At 40.1% G+C, this 15,719-nt stretch carries 16 protein-coding genes and 3 tRNA genes; 9 read left to right on the top strand and 10 right to left on the bottom strand.

Translation table 11 applies throughout. The features are described from left to right. The first annotated feature begins 43 nt into the window (after nt 1-43). From B4F08_RS16840 to B4F08_RS16820, 5 genes are all read left to right on the top strand, one after another. Nucleotides 44-120 (top strand) — tRNA-Arg (locus B4F08_RS16840). 48 nt (nt 121-168) lie between these two features. After that, nucleotides 169-245: transfer RNA gene (locus B4F08_RS16835), tRNA-Arg, on the top strand. Between the two features lie 275 nt (nt 246-520). Continuing rightward, nucleotides 521-597: transfer RNA gene (locus B4F08_RS16830), tRNA-Arg, on the top strand. Nucleotides 598-877: 280 nt separating this feature from the next. Then, nucleotides 878-1,375 carry a YcxB family protein gene (locus B4F08_RS16825; protein ID WP_086208932.1) on the top strand — a complete coding sequence of 166 codons (498 nt, stop codon included), beginning with the start codon at nt 878-880 and terminating at the stop codon, nt 1,373-1,375. A gap of 50 nt (nt 1,376-1,425) precedes the next feature. After that, entirely contained in the window at nt 1,426-2,070 is a 645-nt protein-coding gene (locus B4F08_RS16820; RefSeq protein WP_086208931.1) for a fumarylacetoacetate hydrolase family protein, read from the top strand. Nucleotides 2,071-2,120: 50 nt separating this feature from the next. Here B4F08_RS16820 and B4F08_RS16815 read toward each other — a convergent pair whose 3' ends face one another. Then, nucleotides 2,121-2,933, bottom strand: coding sequence for an AraC family transcriptional regulator (locus B4F08_RS16815; protein ID WP_086208930.1), 813 nt, complete (start codon nt 2,931-2,933; stop codon nt 2,121-2,123). 104 nt (nt 2,934-3,037) lie between these two features. On the opposite strand from B4F08_RS16815, the gene B4F08_RS16810 reads away from it, so the two are divergent. Then, a complete protein-coding gene (locus B4F08_RS16810) occupies nt 3,038-3,973 on the top strand; it encodes a DMT family transporter (protein ID WP_110974097.1) in 936 nt (311 codons plus the stop codon). A gap of 94 nt (nt 3,974-4,067) precedes the next feature. On the opposite strand, the gene B4F08_RS16805 is transcribed toward B4F08_RS16810, so the two are convergent. Then, entirely contained in the window at nt 4,068-5,318 is a 1,251-nt protein-coding gene (locus B4F08_RS16805) for a YihY family inner membrane protein (protein ID WP_291375474.1), read from the bottom strand. Nucleotides 5,319-5,432: 114 nt separating this feature from the next. On the opposite strand from B4F08_RS16805, the gene wrbA reads away from it, so the two are divergent. Next, on the top strand, nt 5,433-6,026 hold the full coding sequence (wrbA, locus tag B4F08_RS16800) for an NAD(P)H:quinone oxidoreductase (protein ID WP_086208928.1): 594 nt from the start codon (nt 5,433-5,435) through the stop codon (nt 6,024-6,026). 42 nt (nt 6,027-6,068) lie between these two features. Here the strand turns inward: wrbA and B4F08_RS16795 are convergent, their stop codons facing one another. From B4F08_RS16795 to B4F08_RS16775, 5 genes are all read right to left on the bottom strand, one after another. Then, nucleotides 6,069-6,443 (bottom strand): hypothetical protein, encoded by a 375-nt coding sequence (locus tag B4F08_RS16795; protein WP_291375472.1) that lies wholly within the window; start codon nt 6,441-6,443, stop codon nt 6,069-6,071. Nucleotides 6,444-6,682: 239 nt separating this feature from the next. Beyond that, nucleotides 6,683-7,735 carry a sensor domain-containing diguanylate cyclase gene (locus tag B4F08_RS16790; protein ID WP_291375470.1) on the bottom strand — a complete coding sequence of 351 codons (1,053 nt, stop codon included), beginning with the start codon at nt 7,733-7,735 and terminating at the stop codon, nt 6,683-6,685. A 279-nt stretch (nt 7,736-8,014) separates the two neighbouring features. Beyond that, nucleotides 8,015-8,590 (bottom strand): xanthine phosphoribosyltransferase, encoded by a 576-nt coding sequence (locus B4F08_RS16785; RefSeq protein ID WP_086208925.1) that lies wholly within the window; start codon nt 8,588-8,590, stop codon nt 8,015-8,017. Nucleotides 8,591-8,680: 90 nt separating this feature from the next. Next, complete coding sequence (locus B4F08_RS16780) at nt 8,681-9,391, bottom strand: DUF3108 domain-containing protein (protein ID WP_086208924.1); 711 nt, start codon at nt 9,389-9,391, stop codon at nt 8,681-8,683. Between the two features lie 155 nt (nt 9,392-9,546). Beyond that, nucleotides 9,547-10,224 carry a hypothetical protein gene (locus tag B4F08_RS16775; protein ID WP_110974084.1) on the bottom strand — a complete coding sequence of 226 codons (678 nt, stop codon included), beginning with the start codon at nt 10,222-10,224 and terminating at the stop codon, nt 9,547-9,549. 260 nt (nt 10,225-10,484) lie between these two features. Between B4F08_RS16775 and B4F08_RS16770 the strand changes: the two genes are divergently transcribed. Together B4F08_RS16770 and B4F08_RS16765 are read left to right on the top strand one after the other, a co-directional pair. Next, a complete protein-coding gene (locus B4F08_RS16770; RefSeq protein ID WP_110974098.1) occupies nt 10,485-11,342 on the top strand; it encodes an energy transducer TonB in 858 nt (285 codons plus the stop codon). A gap of 289 nt (nt 11,343-11,631) precedes the next feature. Then, the gene (locus B4F08_RS16765) at nt 11,632-13,779 is read left to right on the top strand and encodes a TonB-dependent siderophore receptor (protein ID WP_291375468.1); all 2,148 of its coding nucleotides are present in this window, start codon (nt 11,632-11,634) and stop codon (nt 13,777-13,779) included. A gap of 251 nt (nt 13,780-14,030) precedes the next feature. On the opposite strand, the gene B4F08_RS16760 is transcribed toward B4F08_RS16765, so the two are convergent. From B4F08_RS16760 to B4F08_RS16750, 3 genes are all read right to left on the bottom strand, one after another. Then, a complete protein-coding gene (locus B4F08_RS16760; protein ID WP_086209183.1) occupies nt 14,031-14,441 on the bottom strand; it encodes a hypothetical protein in 411 nt (136 codons plus the stop codon). 101 nt (nt 14,442-14,542) lie between these two features. Further along, nucleotides 14,543-15,022 carry an rRNA maturation RNase YbeY gene (gene ybeY, locus B4F08_RS16755; protein ID WP_086208921.1) on the bottom strand — a complete coding sequence of 160 codons (480 nt, stop codon included), beginning with the start codon at nt 15,020-15,022 and terminating at the stop codon, nt 14,543-14,545. Nucleotides 15,023-15,080: 58 nt separating this feature from the next. Further along, on the bottom strand, nt 15,081-15,719 hold a 639-nt coding region (locus B4F08_RS16750; protein ID WP_291375466.1), incomplete at its 5' end, for a PhoH family protein.

Below are 15,719 nucleotides of genomic sequence, written 5' to 3'. Positions count from 1 at the left end.
CGAGGGTTCGAATCCCTCTCTCACCGCCAACTTTACTTATGTCGCGCTCATAGCTCAGCTGGATAGAGCACTTGGCTACGAACTAAGGGGTCGGGAGTTCGAATCTCTCTGAGCGCACCAATAAGTAAACTGTATGTAACGTAACGCCTGAATTGGCACACAAGTAATGCGCTCATAGCTCAGCTGGATAGAGCACTTGGCTACGAACTAAGGGGTCGGGAGTTCGAATCTCTCTGAGCGCACCAACTTGAACAATCAACCGCACATGTTGCGGTTTTTTTGTGTCTGTAAAAAGTGAAATGCTTTGCTTGAGAAAGTGATTCATCAAGAAAGATTTGATATCAATAAAGCTTTAGTCTTGCATGAATTGCCTATCTATTCTGCTATGGAATCTCAATTTGTTGATTTATACAGCATCTCGCACCTTTTGTGCTTAATAAGTGGGCGGTTGATCGACTTTTATGGAAATAAGACTTAACAAAAAATAGGATTCACGTATAATGCACCCCATCAAGACGTCGCGCTCATAGCTCAGCTGGATAGAGCACTTGGCTACGAACTAAGGGGTCGGGAGTTCGAATCTCTCTGAGCGCACCAACTTGATCAATATTGAAAAAACCGCTTAATTGCGGTTTTTTTGTGCCTATTGTTTTTGTTCACTTTGATATGCAAAACATAGGTTTCATTTCGCTACATTTTCTCTATTGTACGTGTGCGTATTGGCGCTTTTTATATTCATTCAGATTCTTTTTTAGAGTTAACCGCGTACTGCATGTGTACAACCAGCTCATTCAGCTGCGTGTATGAAAGTCCTAAGAAAATGCCAAATAGTGTTGTAGTATTGAGATCAATATTTTTAGTAATTTGATCTAGCCTTATGTCAGAGAACAAACCTGCATTATCGACACGTTATTTTCTCACTTTAGAAGAGTCGCAAGATGGTTTTGCTTTAGCGACCTTTGGTAAAAAGCAAATTACGCGCTTTATTACACCTCTGATTAGTATCGGGATTATTGTGTGGGGCTTTATGCTCGGCTTTACAGGTGTCGGGCGTTATTATGTGGCATTGGGTGTATTCTTCTTGGTTTTACAAATTCTCATGCGTTATTGGTTTCTTCCAATGATGTTTAAGCGTCAGTTTGTGAAATATCAGTTTGGTAAAAGTGAGCAGGGCATAGATTTATATCAAGATTATGCGGAAATTTACGCCAACGGCCGCAAGCAGGTGGTCCATTATAATGAAGTACAGAAATTTGCCATCGGTAAGTTAACTTATATGTTAGAGCTGAAAAACCGTACTGTGGTGATTGTGCCTAAGCGCGCACTCATAGAGAGTGCAGATCAAACGAAGTTTGAGAATACCTTTAAAAAATAAGCGTATTGACCGTAACACGATAAAATTATTCGCCAAGCAAGAGGAAGATCATGAGTACACGTCCATCTAAAATTGTCTGTGTCGGTCGTAGTTATGCAGACCATGCCAAAGAATTAGGCAATGCGATTCCTGATCGTCCCGTTTTATTTATCAAACCACCAAGTAGTCTGCTCAGTTTAGATGCGGGTATTTCTTGGAATCCTGCGTGGGGCAGTTGTCACTATGAATGTGAACTGGTTTTACGTATAGATCAACGTTTAACTCAAGAAGCTGACCCTCTCAAGGCTATTCAAGCGGTAGGTGCAGTGACCTTAGGCTTAGACTTAACCTTACGTGATTTGCAAGATGATTTGAAAGGCAAAGGTCAACCGTGGGAGCGTGCTAAAGCCTTTGATGGTTCGTGTGTACTGGCAGATTGGGTTGCTGTTTCCGATGTAGTACAAGATTGGAATGATGTGCACTATACCTTTCATGTCAATAATGAGCTGCGTCAAGCAGGTAATACGGCACATCTAATTTTTGATATTGGTACCTTGTTGGCTGATATTAGCCAAGTCTTCACTTTGGAAGCAGGCGATGTGGTTATGACGGGCACACCAGCAGGGGTTGCAGCATTGCAGCCGGGTGAACAGTTACAAATGACTTTGAACGGTAAATCTCAAGATTATACATGGACGACTTTTGTCAAAGCCTAATTGGTTTTAACTGAAATATCTTAAAAAAAGATCACCACGGTGGTCTTTTTTTAGCGTTGTTGGTGGCTATGATACAGTTTTCGAAATTGATCGGGTGTATACACCATCCAGCGCTTAAACATGTTGATAAAGGCCGATGCATTGGCATAGCCCAAATCTAATGCAATACTTTCCACTTTTTTCCCTTCGGTTAGCATGCTCATGGCTTTCATGACTTTTAAGCGCTGTCGCCATTCATTCAAAGACATGCCGAGTTCTTTTTGGCTATAACGCGCAAGTGTGCGTTCAGTCATATTGTGCTGAACTGCCAGTTGTTGCAAAGCGCTGTTGTCGGCAGGGTGTAAATGTAAAAAATCTAAAATACTCTTGAGCACAGGATGTTCGGAGTGTGGTAAATAACTACTCACCAATTCTGCATGGTGTAGTTGGTCAAGCAAGACATAAAGTAAGCGTAAATGCTCAGCTGAATCATCTGCCAAGTGGTACTGTTTTAAATGTTTAAAGAGTGCGGTGACTAAAGGTGAGCTCAGCATAATACCGGCTTGCTGTGGTAAGTGGCTGCATAAGCTTTCATGGATATAGAGCGTACCGTGAGAAACATCGGTACGGTTTAAACCGCTATGTGCGACATGGGGTGGTAGCCAAATTCCGTATGGCGGTGGAGTGAGATAGTCAACTTGATTAATATGGACTTCCATGACTCCATTAAATGCATAGACAAATTCACCCCATGCATGTCCATGTACGGGATAAACCGACTGAGCGGGATCATCGCGAAAATGAATCCACAATAATTTATCAATATGATCATTGGTCGGTAGTTGTTTGAGTGGTGCACTGTTTTTTTGTTGTTTGTAGGGCATGGCTGAAATTGCCTGAATAAGAAGATCTCTTGTCTGTTTTAGATTATATATTTTATTTCAGACAAATTTATAGTATGGGTTCATCTTTTTTAGTGGAGCAGATCGTGAGCAGTCGTCAGGCGCTAGACGGAAAAGCCTCAGGTATTATGCTGGGGCTTTGCGTGTTATGGGGCTTACAACAAGTGGTGTTAAAACTTGCAGCCCCTGATATTTCTACAGTGATGCAAATTGCGCTTCGATCAGGTCTATCTGCATTGATGGTTTATCCCATGATTAAGCTAGCAAAGGGGGCTTCATTATGGGGGAGTGATTATTTGCCTGCAGGCATTTTGGTGGGGGTATTATTTGCAGCCGAATTTTTTTTAGTGGCACAGGCTTTACGTTTTACCTCTGCTTCGCATACCGTGGTTTTATTGTATACCGCCCCTATTTTTGTGGCACTGGGTTTACACTGGAAACTGCCGTCTGAGCGTTTGTCGGTCATACAGTGGTTAGGAATTGGATTGGCATTTTTTGGAATTGTAATCGCCTTTTTATTTCATCCTTCTGATTCTCAAGCTTTAGTCACATCGGCTTTATGGGGGGATGTCTTGGCACTTTTAGCAGGGATTTTATGGGCAGCCACCACGATCGCTGTTCGGCTGACCAAATTGGCTGAAGCACCTGCGACACAGACCTTGTTTTATCAGTTGTTTATCGCATTTTTATTGCTCTTGCCGCTTTCTTTCTTTATGGGGCAGGCCACCATTCACTGGTCCGCACTGTCGATCAGTAGTTTACTGTTTCATACCGTGGTGGTGTCATTTGGTAGTTATCTGATTTGGTTTTGGCTATTAAGAAAGTATTTGGCTTCACAGTTGGGAGTATTTTCTTTTCTAACCCCGATTTTTGGGATGTGCTTTGGGGTGATGTTCTTAAAAGAACAGTTGGAGCTGAATTTCTTATTGGGTACGGGTTTTGTCTTGATGGGGGTAATGGTGGTGAGTCTACATCACAAGATTAAACAATACTTACAGGCCTTTAAAGCGGCTTTGCAGTAAAAAAATCATGTATGTTTTGGACTAAGGTTAGGCTTTACCTGTGATGTATAAAAACCGTGTCTTATCTATATAGAAGAGATAAGACACGGTTTTATTAGGATTTATCATCAAAAATTTTGGAAAGTGGAATGGCGAGTTTTGCAGCCAAGTAATCATCTGACTCCACCAAGGCAGGACCAATTTTTTGCATCCAGACATCGTCAGGATGTACATTGCCTAAGTCCTGACGCTGTGGCAGTGGATAGGGAAGCTTGCTATAAAAACTCCAAAAATCAACGTGAGACAGATTGCGTACAAGAACATATTGATTGTCATCAGTACGTTTAACTAAATTCTGTGTTTCAAGCATGAGGACGTAACTTGGCCAGCGACCCAATTCATCTCGCCCCAAGATATCAAGCGCTTCATCGTCTGAAACACTTAAGCCTTGTTGCTGCTTTTTATAAAATAGTTCCAGTAAATCCATCAACATAATAACAGGATGGCGCTTTTGTTCTTTATGAGAGGTAAATGCAGTAAGTGCATAACTAATTTCAACCCCAATCAGGACGATATTCCATGATAGAAAAATCCACAGCAGGAAAATGGGAATTGCGGCAAACGCACCATAAATAATTTCATAACTGGTAAAGTTCGACATAATAAAACCGAACAAATGTTTCAGTAATTCAAAGACAATAGCACTAAATAAACCAGCAATGAGAGCCGATTTAATCGGCACACTTCGGTTCGGAATGGTCCAATTTAAAATAAAAAAACCAAGTACCGTTAAGGCGAATGAAATTAACCAAAATATAAAAGCACCATCTAACTCATAGCCTGCAAAATTATTGCTTAAGACATTTAAAGAGGCGACAGTAGAAGAAATAACAAAGGCACTACCGAGGAGAATTGGTCCTAAAGAAATAATGGTCCAGTAGCGCATAAAGCCAATAATGCCACCACGGGTTTCGCGCACTCGCCAAATTCGGTTAAAGACAGTTTCAATACTGGTCAGCATCATGACCGTTGTAACGAAGAGAAATAAGATTCCGATAATGGTCAAATTACTCGATTTATCGGTAAAAGCATTGAGAGCCTTATCAAAAGCAATGGTGGTTTTAGGTAAAAAATTACTATAAATCAATTGCTGTAATTGCTGACGTGCAGGTTCCAGTGCTTTGATGGACGAGATGATGACCAAGAAAACTGTCAGCATTGGTACGACCGCAAACAAGGTAGTGTAGGTCAGTGAACCTGCTTGTTCACGACAACGGTCGGCCTCAAAGCGCCGTACTACAAATAAGACGAACTGAAACCAAGTTTTCTTATAGAAAGGAAGTTTTTTTAAGTACTGTTCTAACATAGGCAAAGTATCTCTTTGTTTTCTTCATCTTTTCTACATTTTTCACTTTAAGCTTAACCAAAAAATAGAAAAAATACCGTATAGTTTTATTTTTTCTGTCATCGAACTCTATTCATGCAAACCTATGTTTTAGTTTTATATTACAGCAAATATGGCAGTACCCGTGAAATGGCGCATTTGATTGCAAATGGAATTGAGGCGAGTGGTATAGCTGTAAAAATTCGAACTGTTCCAAATATTTCAACTGTGGTGAAAGAAGCAGAAGCCAGTATTCCTGCCGATGGTGATATTTATTGTAGCGTAGAGGATTTGGAAAACTGTGCAGGTTTGGCACTAGGCTCACCTACGCGTTTTGGCAATATGGCGTCTGAAATGAAATATTTTCTCGATCAAACCACCAGTCTTTGGCTCAATGGTGCTTTGCATGGCAAGCCTGCTTGTGTATTTACCTCATCAGGTTCGATGCATGGTGGGCAAGAAAGCACCTTGTTGACCATGCTTCCCCCGTTATTTCATCATGGCATGATGATTCTTGGTTTAAACAATGCTGTTCCAGCACTGTCGAATACAAAAACAGGCGGGACGCCTTATGGGGCGAGTCATGTCAGTGGTCCTCGGCATGACCAGAGTTTAAGCCAAGATGAAAAAGTGTTGTGCGAAGCACAAGGAAAACGTCTTGGCGAAGTTGTAAAGAAATTGCAAGCCTAGTGATTGCGACATGAAAAAGTCCATGAATGATGGGCTTTTTTATTATTCAATTGGTGTTAGGTGTTGTTCTTTAAATTTGGCACCACAGTTTAGGCATTTATAGTCGAGAAACACATTTTTATCGACAATCACACCTGCTTTTTTACCAAAGCGATGTCCTAAAAAACCACCTGTGACCCCAATACTGACTGCACCGACGAAGGTGCCAATGGTACCGCCCATAATGACTCCTAAAGGCCCAGCCGCTGCACCGATCGCTGCGCCTATAGAGGCTCCAGATGCTGCTCCCCCAACAGTACCTGCGGTTGCACCTGCTGAACTGAGCAATACGCCTCCAATTTTTGTCAGTTGTTGCTCATGATTTCTTTTTTCGATTTCACTTGAGCCACACTTTGGGCAGAGAATTGTTTTTTCCATAGCTTATTTGACCTATAAGGGCTAGCTGTACTTAAAATATATAGCCTGATTATGGTGTTCATGACGCATGACAACCGTGTTACCTCAGATCTAAGATTTCTAAACATCTGAATCTAGAGTAAATACTAGCTGAATTTGAGTTGAGAATATTTATTAGACTTGTAATTTTCTGGGAATATCTACGCTGTTTCTGTAGAGTCTTACTCCATTGTTCTCGGCATTCAAGTTCATGGCTTAACTTAGTTGGCAAAGTGAATCCGATTTCGTCCCGCTTCTTTTGCACAGTAGAGGGCTTTATCTGCTCGTTTAAATACATCTTCGGCATCGGTATCTTGTTTGCCGACCTCTGCAACGCCGATGCTAACTGTAAAACATAGTATTTCCTGTTCATAACTGACTTCCATCGCTTCGATGGTTGAACAAATCCGTCGAAAGATCCGCATAGCCTCATTACCTAAGCAGGCAGGTAGAATAATGGCAAACTCTTCGCCACCAATACGGGCTAAAAAGTCTTCATCACGCAGTATGCTTCGTATTTTTTTCACCATTTTTTTGAGTACATAGTCACCTGCAGTATGCCCATAGCAATCATTTAGCTGTTTAAAGTGATCAATATCTAAAATGCCAATGCTAAACGGTACGCGGGATTTGCTAAAATGCAGCATGGTTTGATGGCTTTCTTGTACAAATACTCTTCGGTTAAACGTGCCTGTCAGTTCATCGGTAGAGGCTAAAATAGCCATCTCTTGAACTTGTAAATGTAGTTTGATGTTTAACGCTAACCATTTTGCAAGGGTTTGTAACAGGATGGCTTGCTGTAGGGTGTAATGATGTTTACGTACATCGGCCACATTGAGTGTACCAATACAAATATCATTATGAATCATTGGGGCATCCATACAGCTACCCATACCATGTTCAGAAAGCATTTGACAGTCGAGTTCATCCGACAGGCTTAAGTCATCGCAAATGATCAGTTGTGACTCAGCAAAAACTCGGCCTACAAAAGTTTGTCCAATTGGAATTTTAAAATCCATCGGAATTGCATGATTGCCCGAAATTGAGTATAGCTTGAGATAATCTTCAGTATCTTGCAGGGTGATGCTGGCCCGATCTGCATCGAAAACGTATGAAATCCAGTAGGCAATTGTATCTAATACTACCTGTAAAGAGCTGGCTTTACTTAGGTCGTGAATAAAGTCGACGGGAAGTTGAATGGAGTGAGCTCCATCAAATCCTGATAATTGATTTGGATCAAACGATCGTTCACTCGTTTCTTTCTTCTTTATCATTTGTGTGGCTTTCTCAATAAAAAAGTATTTCGTTTAATCGCTGTTTATTTTTAGTCTTAGAAAGTGGTTATGACCATTTAAATTTGATCATGCTATATAAATCATGTTTCTCCAACTTAAAAATGTAATTAAATTGATAAAAGACGATATATTTTTTACTTTAAATTAAAAGTAATCTACCGCGCAAATATGGCGCTTGTGTGTGGATGACCTGCGGGTCATGAATGTCATAAAAAAAGAGCATTTTAAAATGCTCTTTTTTTATGGAGGGTGCTGTGATTAGTCTCGTACAAATTCTACAGTGCCTTTTGCTAGTGACTTAACTCGAGCTAGAGATTCGATGCGATATCCCTTTTCAAGCAAAATATCGCGACCAGGCTGAAATGATTTTTCAATCACAATACCTACACCCACGACTTCTGCTTTGGCTTGATGAATTAGATCTATTAGACCAAGAGCAGCCTGACCATTAGCCAGAAAGTCATCAATCACAAGTACTTTGTCTAATGAGCTGATGTGTTTATTTGAAATGGCAATGGTGCTTTCTGTTTGCTTGGTAAATGAAAATACCTTTGAACGATAAAGCTCATCTTTTAAGGTTAAAGATTGGTATTTCCGCGCAAAAATAACAGATACGCCTAGTTCTAAACCTGTCATGATTGCAGGTGCAATCCCTGATGCTTCAATCGTGATGATTTTTGTGATGCCAGCATCTTTGAAACGGCGAGCAAATTCTTTGCCGATCAATTGCATCATCACTGGATCAATTTGGTGGTTTAAGAAAGCATCAACTTTCAGAACTTCATCAGATAGAACGATACCTTCGCTTAAGATTTTCTGTTCTAGTGCGTACACGGGAGAATCCTCTAAGGGCAGGTGCTTTTTCAAGCAAATGCGTATTTTAGGAAGCACCTGAAAAAATGCAAGTAAAATTCGTCAAAATGACTAATTGCTTGCACCTTTATAGCTCGTTAAGAGCAATCCATAAGATGTTTTCTTATCAACATGGCTGACTTTAACAGGAAGATAGTCTAATTTCGGAGCTAGCCAGAAAATGGTTTCACGGCCGGGCTTATCATGTTTCATGACTACTTTAATGGTCTCGAAAGTTCCATAATCTGTTTTGATAGATTCAGTACCTTGCTTCACAAATTTACGTGCTTCAACCTCTTTAGCATCGGCCAAATAGTAAGTTGATTTTAAACCACCATTTTTAATGTCTTCACGAATTTGCAATTCTGCATTGAGCTCATCTAAGACACCCGCTTTCCATGCAAATGAACGCGTTTCGTTGTCTTTCTTGGTATTGATGGTTTTTGCTGCTGGATTGAAGTTAATACTCATGGTGTTGTTATGCACCAAAATTTTACTGCTACGGCTAAAGCTATTGGACTGAATTTGTTTGCCATTTAAACTAAAGCGGCTACTTTCGGTTGCTGAGGCAATACCGCCTGCTTTGGCTGCAAAAACATAGTTCCAGTTATTACCTGACTTTGATAAAGTCCGAGTTGCAGAGCCTAAATTTTTGCCATTATAGTTAAATTGATAACTGGCCTGAAATGGACTCATGGCAAAGGTTTGGCTTGAGAACCCGACAAATAGCAAAGCGCTCATACTTGTCGCGATTGTGGCTGTTTTCAATTTTGATTTAGCCATAAGAAAAAGTTTCCTATTTAGTTGTAGGCACAAAATTTTTGCATATAACTATTATGCACATTGATTATGAAGAAAAAATTCGAAACATAAGGGGAACTGTAGTTTTATGTTTCATTTACATATTTGAAATTACGGTTTTGTCACCAAATGATCAGCTATTTTTGTCGAATGGGAGAGACTGTACTTTCATCCAAATTGGGTTCAATCAAATCATCAATCGAGGTTTGAGAGAATTTATTAAATAGTGCAGTTAAATTGACGTTACCAATCACGACCAATTCGGCTTCACGTAGCACAGCATGATTAACATGGACTTTGCCTAGCGTGTCGATGATTGAACGGTTTTTGCCTAACCAACGGTTCAAATTTAAATGTAGTAACTCATCTTTAACCTTAATCACATTCAGCTTTTCTAAAATCATACCTAAAGGATCTTGGTTTAGGATTTTTTGATAAAAAAACAGGGCACAGCGCACGCCCATTTTATGAAAGACCGTTGGGTATTCAGCATCTAGCACACTGGTATCACTGATTTGTTCGAACACAATCAATTGCGTTTTTTTATTCAATTCCATTTGCACTAATTTCAAGTCAACAGAGAGCGTCAGTTTGAGACCGTTATAATCGAGTGTGGCATATAAGCGTAACCAGTCATCATGTAAGTCTGCATGTAAGTCTTTTAACATTCTCACATTGTCGGTCACAAATCGTTGAAATGTGGCGTTTAAAAAGACTTGAGACATTGGAAACTCGCGCTCATCCTCAATAAATCCTTCCGCCTTTTGATAAACTTGGCGTAAACGATTAGAAATATTGGAAATAAGCGTTTGCATAAGAGGCGTCCTAGCTAATCAGTGTTTTTGAGCGATCAGATCTCTGGTTGAAATGTTTGAAAAATACTGCTCATGAAGCTTGCAGTTTAGCAAAATTAATTGCACCATTTTCATGATTTTATGAAACAGTGAATCTACAGGGTACAGTGCCTCATTCTAAGCAATAAAATGAAAACTGTGTCTATTTTATACTGCGTACATACGCTTAGGGGAACAAGACAAATTGTCGGTTTGAAGTGATGTTCAAAAAAATAAATGTAATGCCTTTGGCGCATAATTGGTGGAAAGACCCAATTTTTACAGCAACCGTTGTGCTTGCAGCTTTTTTGCATCTGGTGATTTTGACTGTACAGTTTGCCATGCCTCAAGAAAATGATGCCGCAGTGAAAGAAATTGCAGTGACTTTACGCCCTTCAGATCAAAAAATTGAAGATGCGGATTTCTTGGCGCAAGCGGATCAACAGGGTTCTGGCACCTTTCGCGAGTCCCACCGGATGTCGAGTGATATGCCCGTGCCGATGCTTGAGCAAAGTGCTGGGGAACAACAGCGAGAAGCTTTAGAACAGGTCCAGCAAAAGCGTGAATTAAATTTTGAAGAAAAGTTGTTAATGACGACACTTAGCTGGCAAAAACAAGCGGAAGATAATCAGCGCAAAAAAGCCATGGAAGAAATGAACAGCCAGTTTCAGGCCAAAGCAGCCATGGTGGCAAGCCTTGAAGCGCAATATTTGCAACGTCAACAAAACTTTAGCCGTCAGCAAAAAATCAAAACAGTTGATGGTATTCAAGCCAAGCAAGATATTTCGGCAGCCTATCTTGAAAAGTTTCGTCAGAAAGTAGAATTTTATGGCAACCGTTACTACCCAGAAGCAGCTAAACAACAACGACTGGCGGGTGAAGTACGTTTAATGGTGATTTTAAATGCTTCAGGTGGTATCCGCGCCATTCGCCTGATTGACAGCTCAGGGCATGAGATGTTGGATGAAGCAGCAAAGGCATCAGTACGCAAAGCAGCCCCGTTCGGCGCTTTCGATACCAAAATGAAGGATATTTCTGAGTTACGCATTGTACGCACATGGCGTTTTGACCCAGCAGAGGCAGAGTTTGAAGTTCATTGATATTCTTGCTTCTTTATGGGAAATTATAATGATTAAATTAATTTATAAAAAAACATGTAAAACAATATCTTAAATTTTTATTCTGAGGTTTATTTATTTTTTCTCAATAAAAACATAATCTTATATTTAAAGGTGAAAACTTGAATTGATAATAAAAATAATTATCATTTGCAGTATGTTTTTTGTTAAATATTTTAAAGCATTCGTGAATCTTTCTTAAAGCAAGTTAATGGGGGAGGATGCATGCATGTTTTTTAATATTTGATCCCTGTTATAAGGATATAGTTTCATGTATTACTCCCCAACTTTAAAGCGCTTCAAAGTTAGTCCACTGATATTGGCTATGGCAGCAGCCACAGTACTTCTCCCAACTTTGGGGTCTGCAGCACCCACTACGAGCGATGAAAGTGCACAACTTGAAACGATTACGAGTCAAGCCGAGGAAGAGAATCCATCTGTAACGGAAGGGACAAAGAGTTATACGGCGAAGAGTGCCAGTACCTCTACCAAATTAAATTTGTCACTTCGCGAAACACCGCAGTCGGTTAAAGTTTTAACCCGTGAATATTTAGATGATACCAATACAAATTCTTTGCAAGAAATGCTCAATAACGTGACTGGTATTACCACCAACCGTTGGGATGAGCGTCAATATCCGACAGCACGCGGGTTTGATGTGGATTATTATTTATTTGATGGTGTACCAAGTACAGCCGAAGCAGATATTGCTAACGATCCAGACCTGAGCATGTATGATCGCGTGGAAGTGGTCAAAGGCGCTAATGGGCTAATGACGGGGGCGGGCAATCCTGCAGTTGCTATCAATATGGTACGTAAACATGCAAATTCTAAAGAATTAACAGGGACATTAAGCAGTTCTTATGGTTCGTGGAATGCATGGAACAGCATGGCAGATATTTCTGCACCCTTAAATGCTGATGGGAGTGTACGTGGACGAATTGTTGTCAAACATGAAAGTACAAACTCTTTTGCCGATTTGTATGAAAAAGAAAATAACTTATTTTATGGTGTGCTTGATGCAGATTTAACGGACAGCACTTATCTGTCAGTGGGTGCTAGTTATCAGAATTTAGAACGTTCTGGTATCAAATGGGGAGGCTTGCCAGCATTTTATACTGATGGTTCGTTAACGCATTTTGATCGTGATTTAACAGTGACCAGTGATTGGACATATTGGAATACTAATACAACTACTGTCTTTGCTCAGCTTAAGCAGAAGTTATTTAATGATATCACGCTGAATGTTAATTATGATTACCGCCAAATAGATGCAGAGACAGCATTGTTGTACTTATGGTCAGGATCAGTAGATAAAGCGACCAATAGTAGTGCTGGTTTATACCCATATACCGATACGTCAAAGACCACTCAAAATAATGCGGATATTTATTTTTCTGCGCCTTTTACTTTGGCTGGCTTACAACAAGAAGTTGTCGCTGGGTTTATGTATAATCAGAGCGAAAAAACTGATCGCTATTATGGAACGCCTACTCTAGATAACTATACGATTGATTTTGACAATTTCACACCATCAAAACTTCTCGGCTCTATTAATAATAATGTTGCAAGCCCATCTAATAAAACTACACAAACAGGTGCGTATCTAGCAGGTAAGTTCACTTTATTAGATCCCCTAAAACTTGTAGCAGGTGTACGAGTATCTAACTGGGAGTATGAAAGTGCTGATGGAAATGGTAATCGTAAGTTTAATAATAAAGTGACACCTTATGCTGGATTAATCTATGATTTCTTAGAAGATTATTCATGGTATGCCAGCTATACTGGCATTTTTAAACCAGAAGATAAGCAGAATGCGGATGGTCAATATCTTGATCCACGTGAGGGTAAAAGTTATGAAACTGGCCTGAAAGGAGAGTTTTTTGATAAACAACTTAATGCGTCTATGTCGGTATTTTTAACCAAGCAAGATAATGTAGCCGAGATCATAGGCACAGTTATGGATGGTGATGAAGTCAAAAATATTTATGGCAGCGCAGATGGTGTTGAGAGTAAAGGCTTCGAAATAGAATTAGATGGTAAATTGACTGACAAGTGGGATATGAGCTTCGGACTTGCTCATTTTAATGCAAAAGATGCTGACGGTAACAAAGTACAGACAACTGCAGCGAGAACGTCGGCCAATCTATTTACAAAATATACAATAAATAAGTGGAGCGTGGGTGGTGGCTTAAACTATAAGAGCAAAGCATATAAAGACGAGACTGCAGGGCGTATTACTCAAGATGCTTATGTGTTGGCGAATTTAATGGCTGCTTATCAAGTTGATCAAAATATTAAACTTCAACTGAATGTGAACAATTTATTTGATGAAAAATATTACGAAGGTTTAGGTGTGAATAGTATGGTGTATGGCGCACCACGCAATGCAACGTTAACTTTCCGCTATCAATTCTAAAAAATCTTGAGAAATAAAAAACGGCTTATTAAAAGCCGTTTTTTGTGGAAAATGTGGATAAGTCTAGGCTTATTCACATGCGATCTTGACTTGAGTAAGCGCGTTCAAAGTTTCAGACCTCAACTTTAAATGGCTGTATCATTGTTTTTCAGTTGTTATGCTATGTGGTCTTTGACCCAGCAGAGGCAGAGTTTGAAGTGCGTTGAGCTGTGCATTTCTAATCAGGCTTTGATTATGTGGGTGAACTCAGTTTATTGAGTTGCACGGACATAGGCGCCGTCTTGATGTCCACCCATCCAAGTCACGCTTAAATGAGACTCCTCTTCATCTAAGCGGATAGGAAAAATTTCTAAATGCTTGCTATATTTAGGCAAAGCTTTTAAACCAATACAGTTGCCATTTTTCCACCATGACCCTTCGGCATATTGGTCTAAAGAGCCAACAGCTAAATACCATTTAAATTTGCCGTCAGGTTCTAGTAGAAGCTCAGAACCAACCTCCATAACGCCCTGCAAATAATAATGTCCAGCCCAAGCCTGAGCTGAATCTAGAAACTTTACTTCCTGACAGGATGTTTGATTTTCATCATTGCTCTTGGCATAAAGTGGCGTGGTGCAGGATAGGGCGATCATGCAGAGTAGTTTTGAAATTGGTGTATGCATTTTTATAATCTCTTCATCTATTTTTTCATCTTGCTTTATTTTTAGCATAAATAAACCCGATACATCGAAATGAATCGGGTAAGTTGTTTCAAATCTAATAGTTACTGTGCTAAATAAGGGTTTTCAAAACCGAGTTTAGCCAAAATTTCAATTTCGATGCCTTCCATTTCTTCAGCATCTGCTTCTGATGTTTCATGGTCATAGCCCATAAGGTGCAAAGTGCCATGGACCAGCATATGAGTGAAATGCGTCAGTGGCGCTTTGTTTTGTTCTTTTGCTTCCGACAACACCACAGGAATACAAATGACCAAATCGCCAATGGGAAATGAGTCAAGAATCTGCGCCATTTCATCGGGCAAATCACTAGGGAATGACAACACATTGGTTGATTTATCTTTGCCACGATATTCCAAATTCAATTTATGACTTTCATCATGGTCAACACAAGCAATACCAATTTCACAGTTACTCTGTGTGCCAATATGACGTAAAACAGTTTCTACAACTTTTTTGAGATAGCCACGTTTCAAGACCAATTCAGGGGCTTGAAAGTCCTGTTGTAGAGAAAGACTCAGTTTCAAAATAGATCCTTAGATAATAAAGCCTACTGACAGGGTTTAGCTGTCAGTAGGCTGTAATTTAATGCTGAGCATCAGCAGCAGCATCATTTTCAGCCACTAAGGCTTCTTGACGCGCTTTGCGTTCAGCACGCGCTTCAGCGGTTAAGCGATGTTGTTCTGCATCCCATCCCTCATAAGCTTCAACAATTTTTTGCACTAGTTGGTGACGTACCACGTCACGTGAGTGGAAACGGGTGATGTGAATTTCTTTGATCTTGTCGATGATGCGTAAAGCATGTGCTAGACCAGATTGCTGGCCACGTGGTAAGTCGACCTGTGTGATATCTCCAGTAATCACTGCACGTGAACCAAAGCCTAAACGTGTGAGGAACATTTTCATTTGTTCAGGTGTGGTATTTTGCGCTTCGTCTAAAATCACAAAAGAGTGGTTTAAGGTTCGACCACGCATATAAGCCAGTGGTGCGACTTCAATCACCTGACGTTCAATCAGTTTGGCCACTTTTTCAAAGCCAAGCATTTCATACAAGGCATCGTAGAGTGGACGTAAATACGGATCAATTTTCTGGCTTAAATCACCTGGGAGGAAACCCAGTTTTTCACCTGCTTCAACGGCAGGGCGAACCAATAAAATCCTTTGAATTTCGTTACGTTCTAGCATATCGACTGCGGCTGCAACGGCGAGATAGGTTTTACCTGT

It is taken from the genome of Acinetobacter sp. UBA6720, assembly GCF_002454215.1.
Taxonomy (GTDB): domain Bacteria; phylum Pseudomonadota; class Gammaproteobacteria; order Pseudomonadales; family Moraxellaceae; genus Acinetobacter.
This window is presented reverse-complemented; position numbering and strand designations above follow the sequence as displayed.

Excerpts from the sequence above, each read along its gene's own strand:
- B4F08_RS16825 (WP_086208932.1), top strand. The coding sequence starts at position 878 with ATGTCAGAGAACAAACCTGCATTATCGACACGTTATTTTCTCACTTTA.
- B4F08_RS16820 (WP_086208931.1), top strand. The coding sequence starts at position 1,426 with ATGAGTACACGTCCATCTAAAATTGTCTGTGTCGGTCGTAGTTATGCA.
- B4F08_RS16815 (WP_086208930.1), bottom strand. The coding sequence starts at position 2,933 with ATGCCCTACAAACAACAAAAAAACAGTGCACCACTCAAACAACTACCG.
- B4F08_RS16805 (WP_291375474.1), bottom strand. The coding sequence starts at position 5,318 with ATGTTAGAACAGTACTTAAAAAAACTTCCTTTCTATAAGAAAACTTGG.
- wrbA (WP_086208928.1), top strand. The coding sequence starts at position 5,433 with ATGCAAACCTATGTTTTAGTTTTATATTACAGCAAATATGGCAGTACC.
- B4F08_RS16795 (WP_291375472.1), bottom strand. The coding sequence starts at position 6,443 with ATGGAAAAAACAATTCTCTGCCCAAAGTGTGGCTCAAGTGAAATCGAA.
- B4F08_RS16790 (WP_291375470.1), bottom strand. The coding sequence starts at position 7,735 with ATGATAAAGAAGAAAGAAACGAGTGAACGATCGTTTGATCCAAATCAA.
- B4F08_RS16780 (WP_086208924.1), bottom strand. The coding sequence starts at position 9,391 with ATGGCTAAATCAAAATTGAAAACAGCCACAATCGCGACAAGTATGAGC.
- B4F08_RS16775 (WP_110974084.1), bottom strand. The coding sequence starts at position 10,224 with ATGCAAACGCTTATTTCCAATATTTCTAATCGTTTACGCCAAGTTTAT.
- B4F08_RS16770 (WP_110974098.1), top strand. The coding sequence starts at position 10,485 with ATGCCTTTGGCGCATAATTGGTGGAAAGACCCAATTTTTACAGCAACC.
- B4F08_RS16765 (WP_291375468.1), top strand. The coding sequence starts at position 11,632 with ATGTATTACTCCCCAACTTTAAAGCGCTTCAAAGTTAGTCCACTGATA.
- B4F08_RS16760 (WP_086209183.1), bottom strand. The coding sequence starts at position 14,441 with ATGCATACACCAATTTCAAAACTACTCTGCATGATCGCCCTATCCTGC.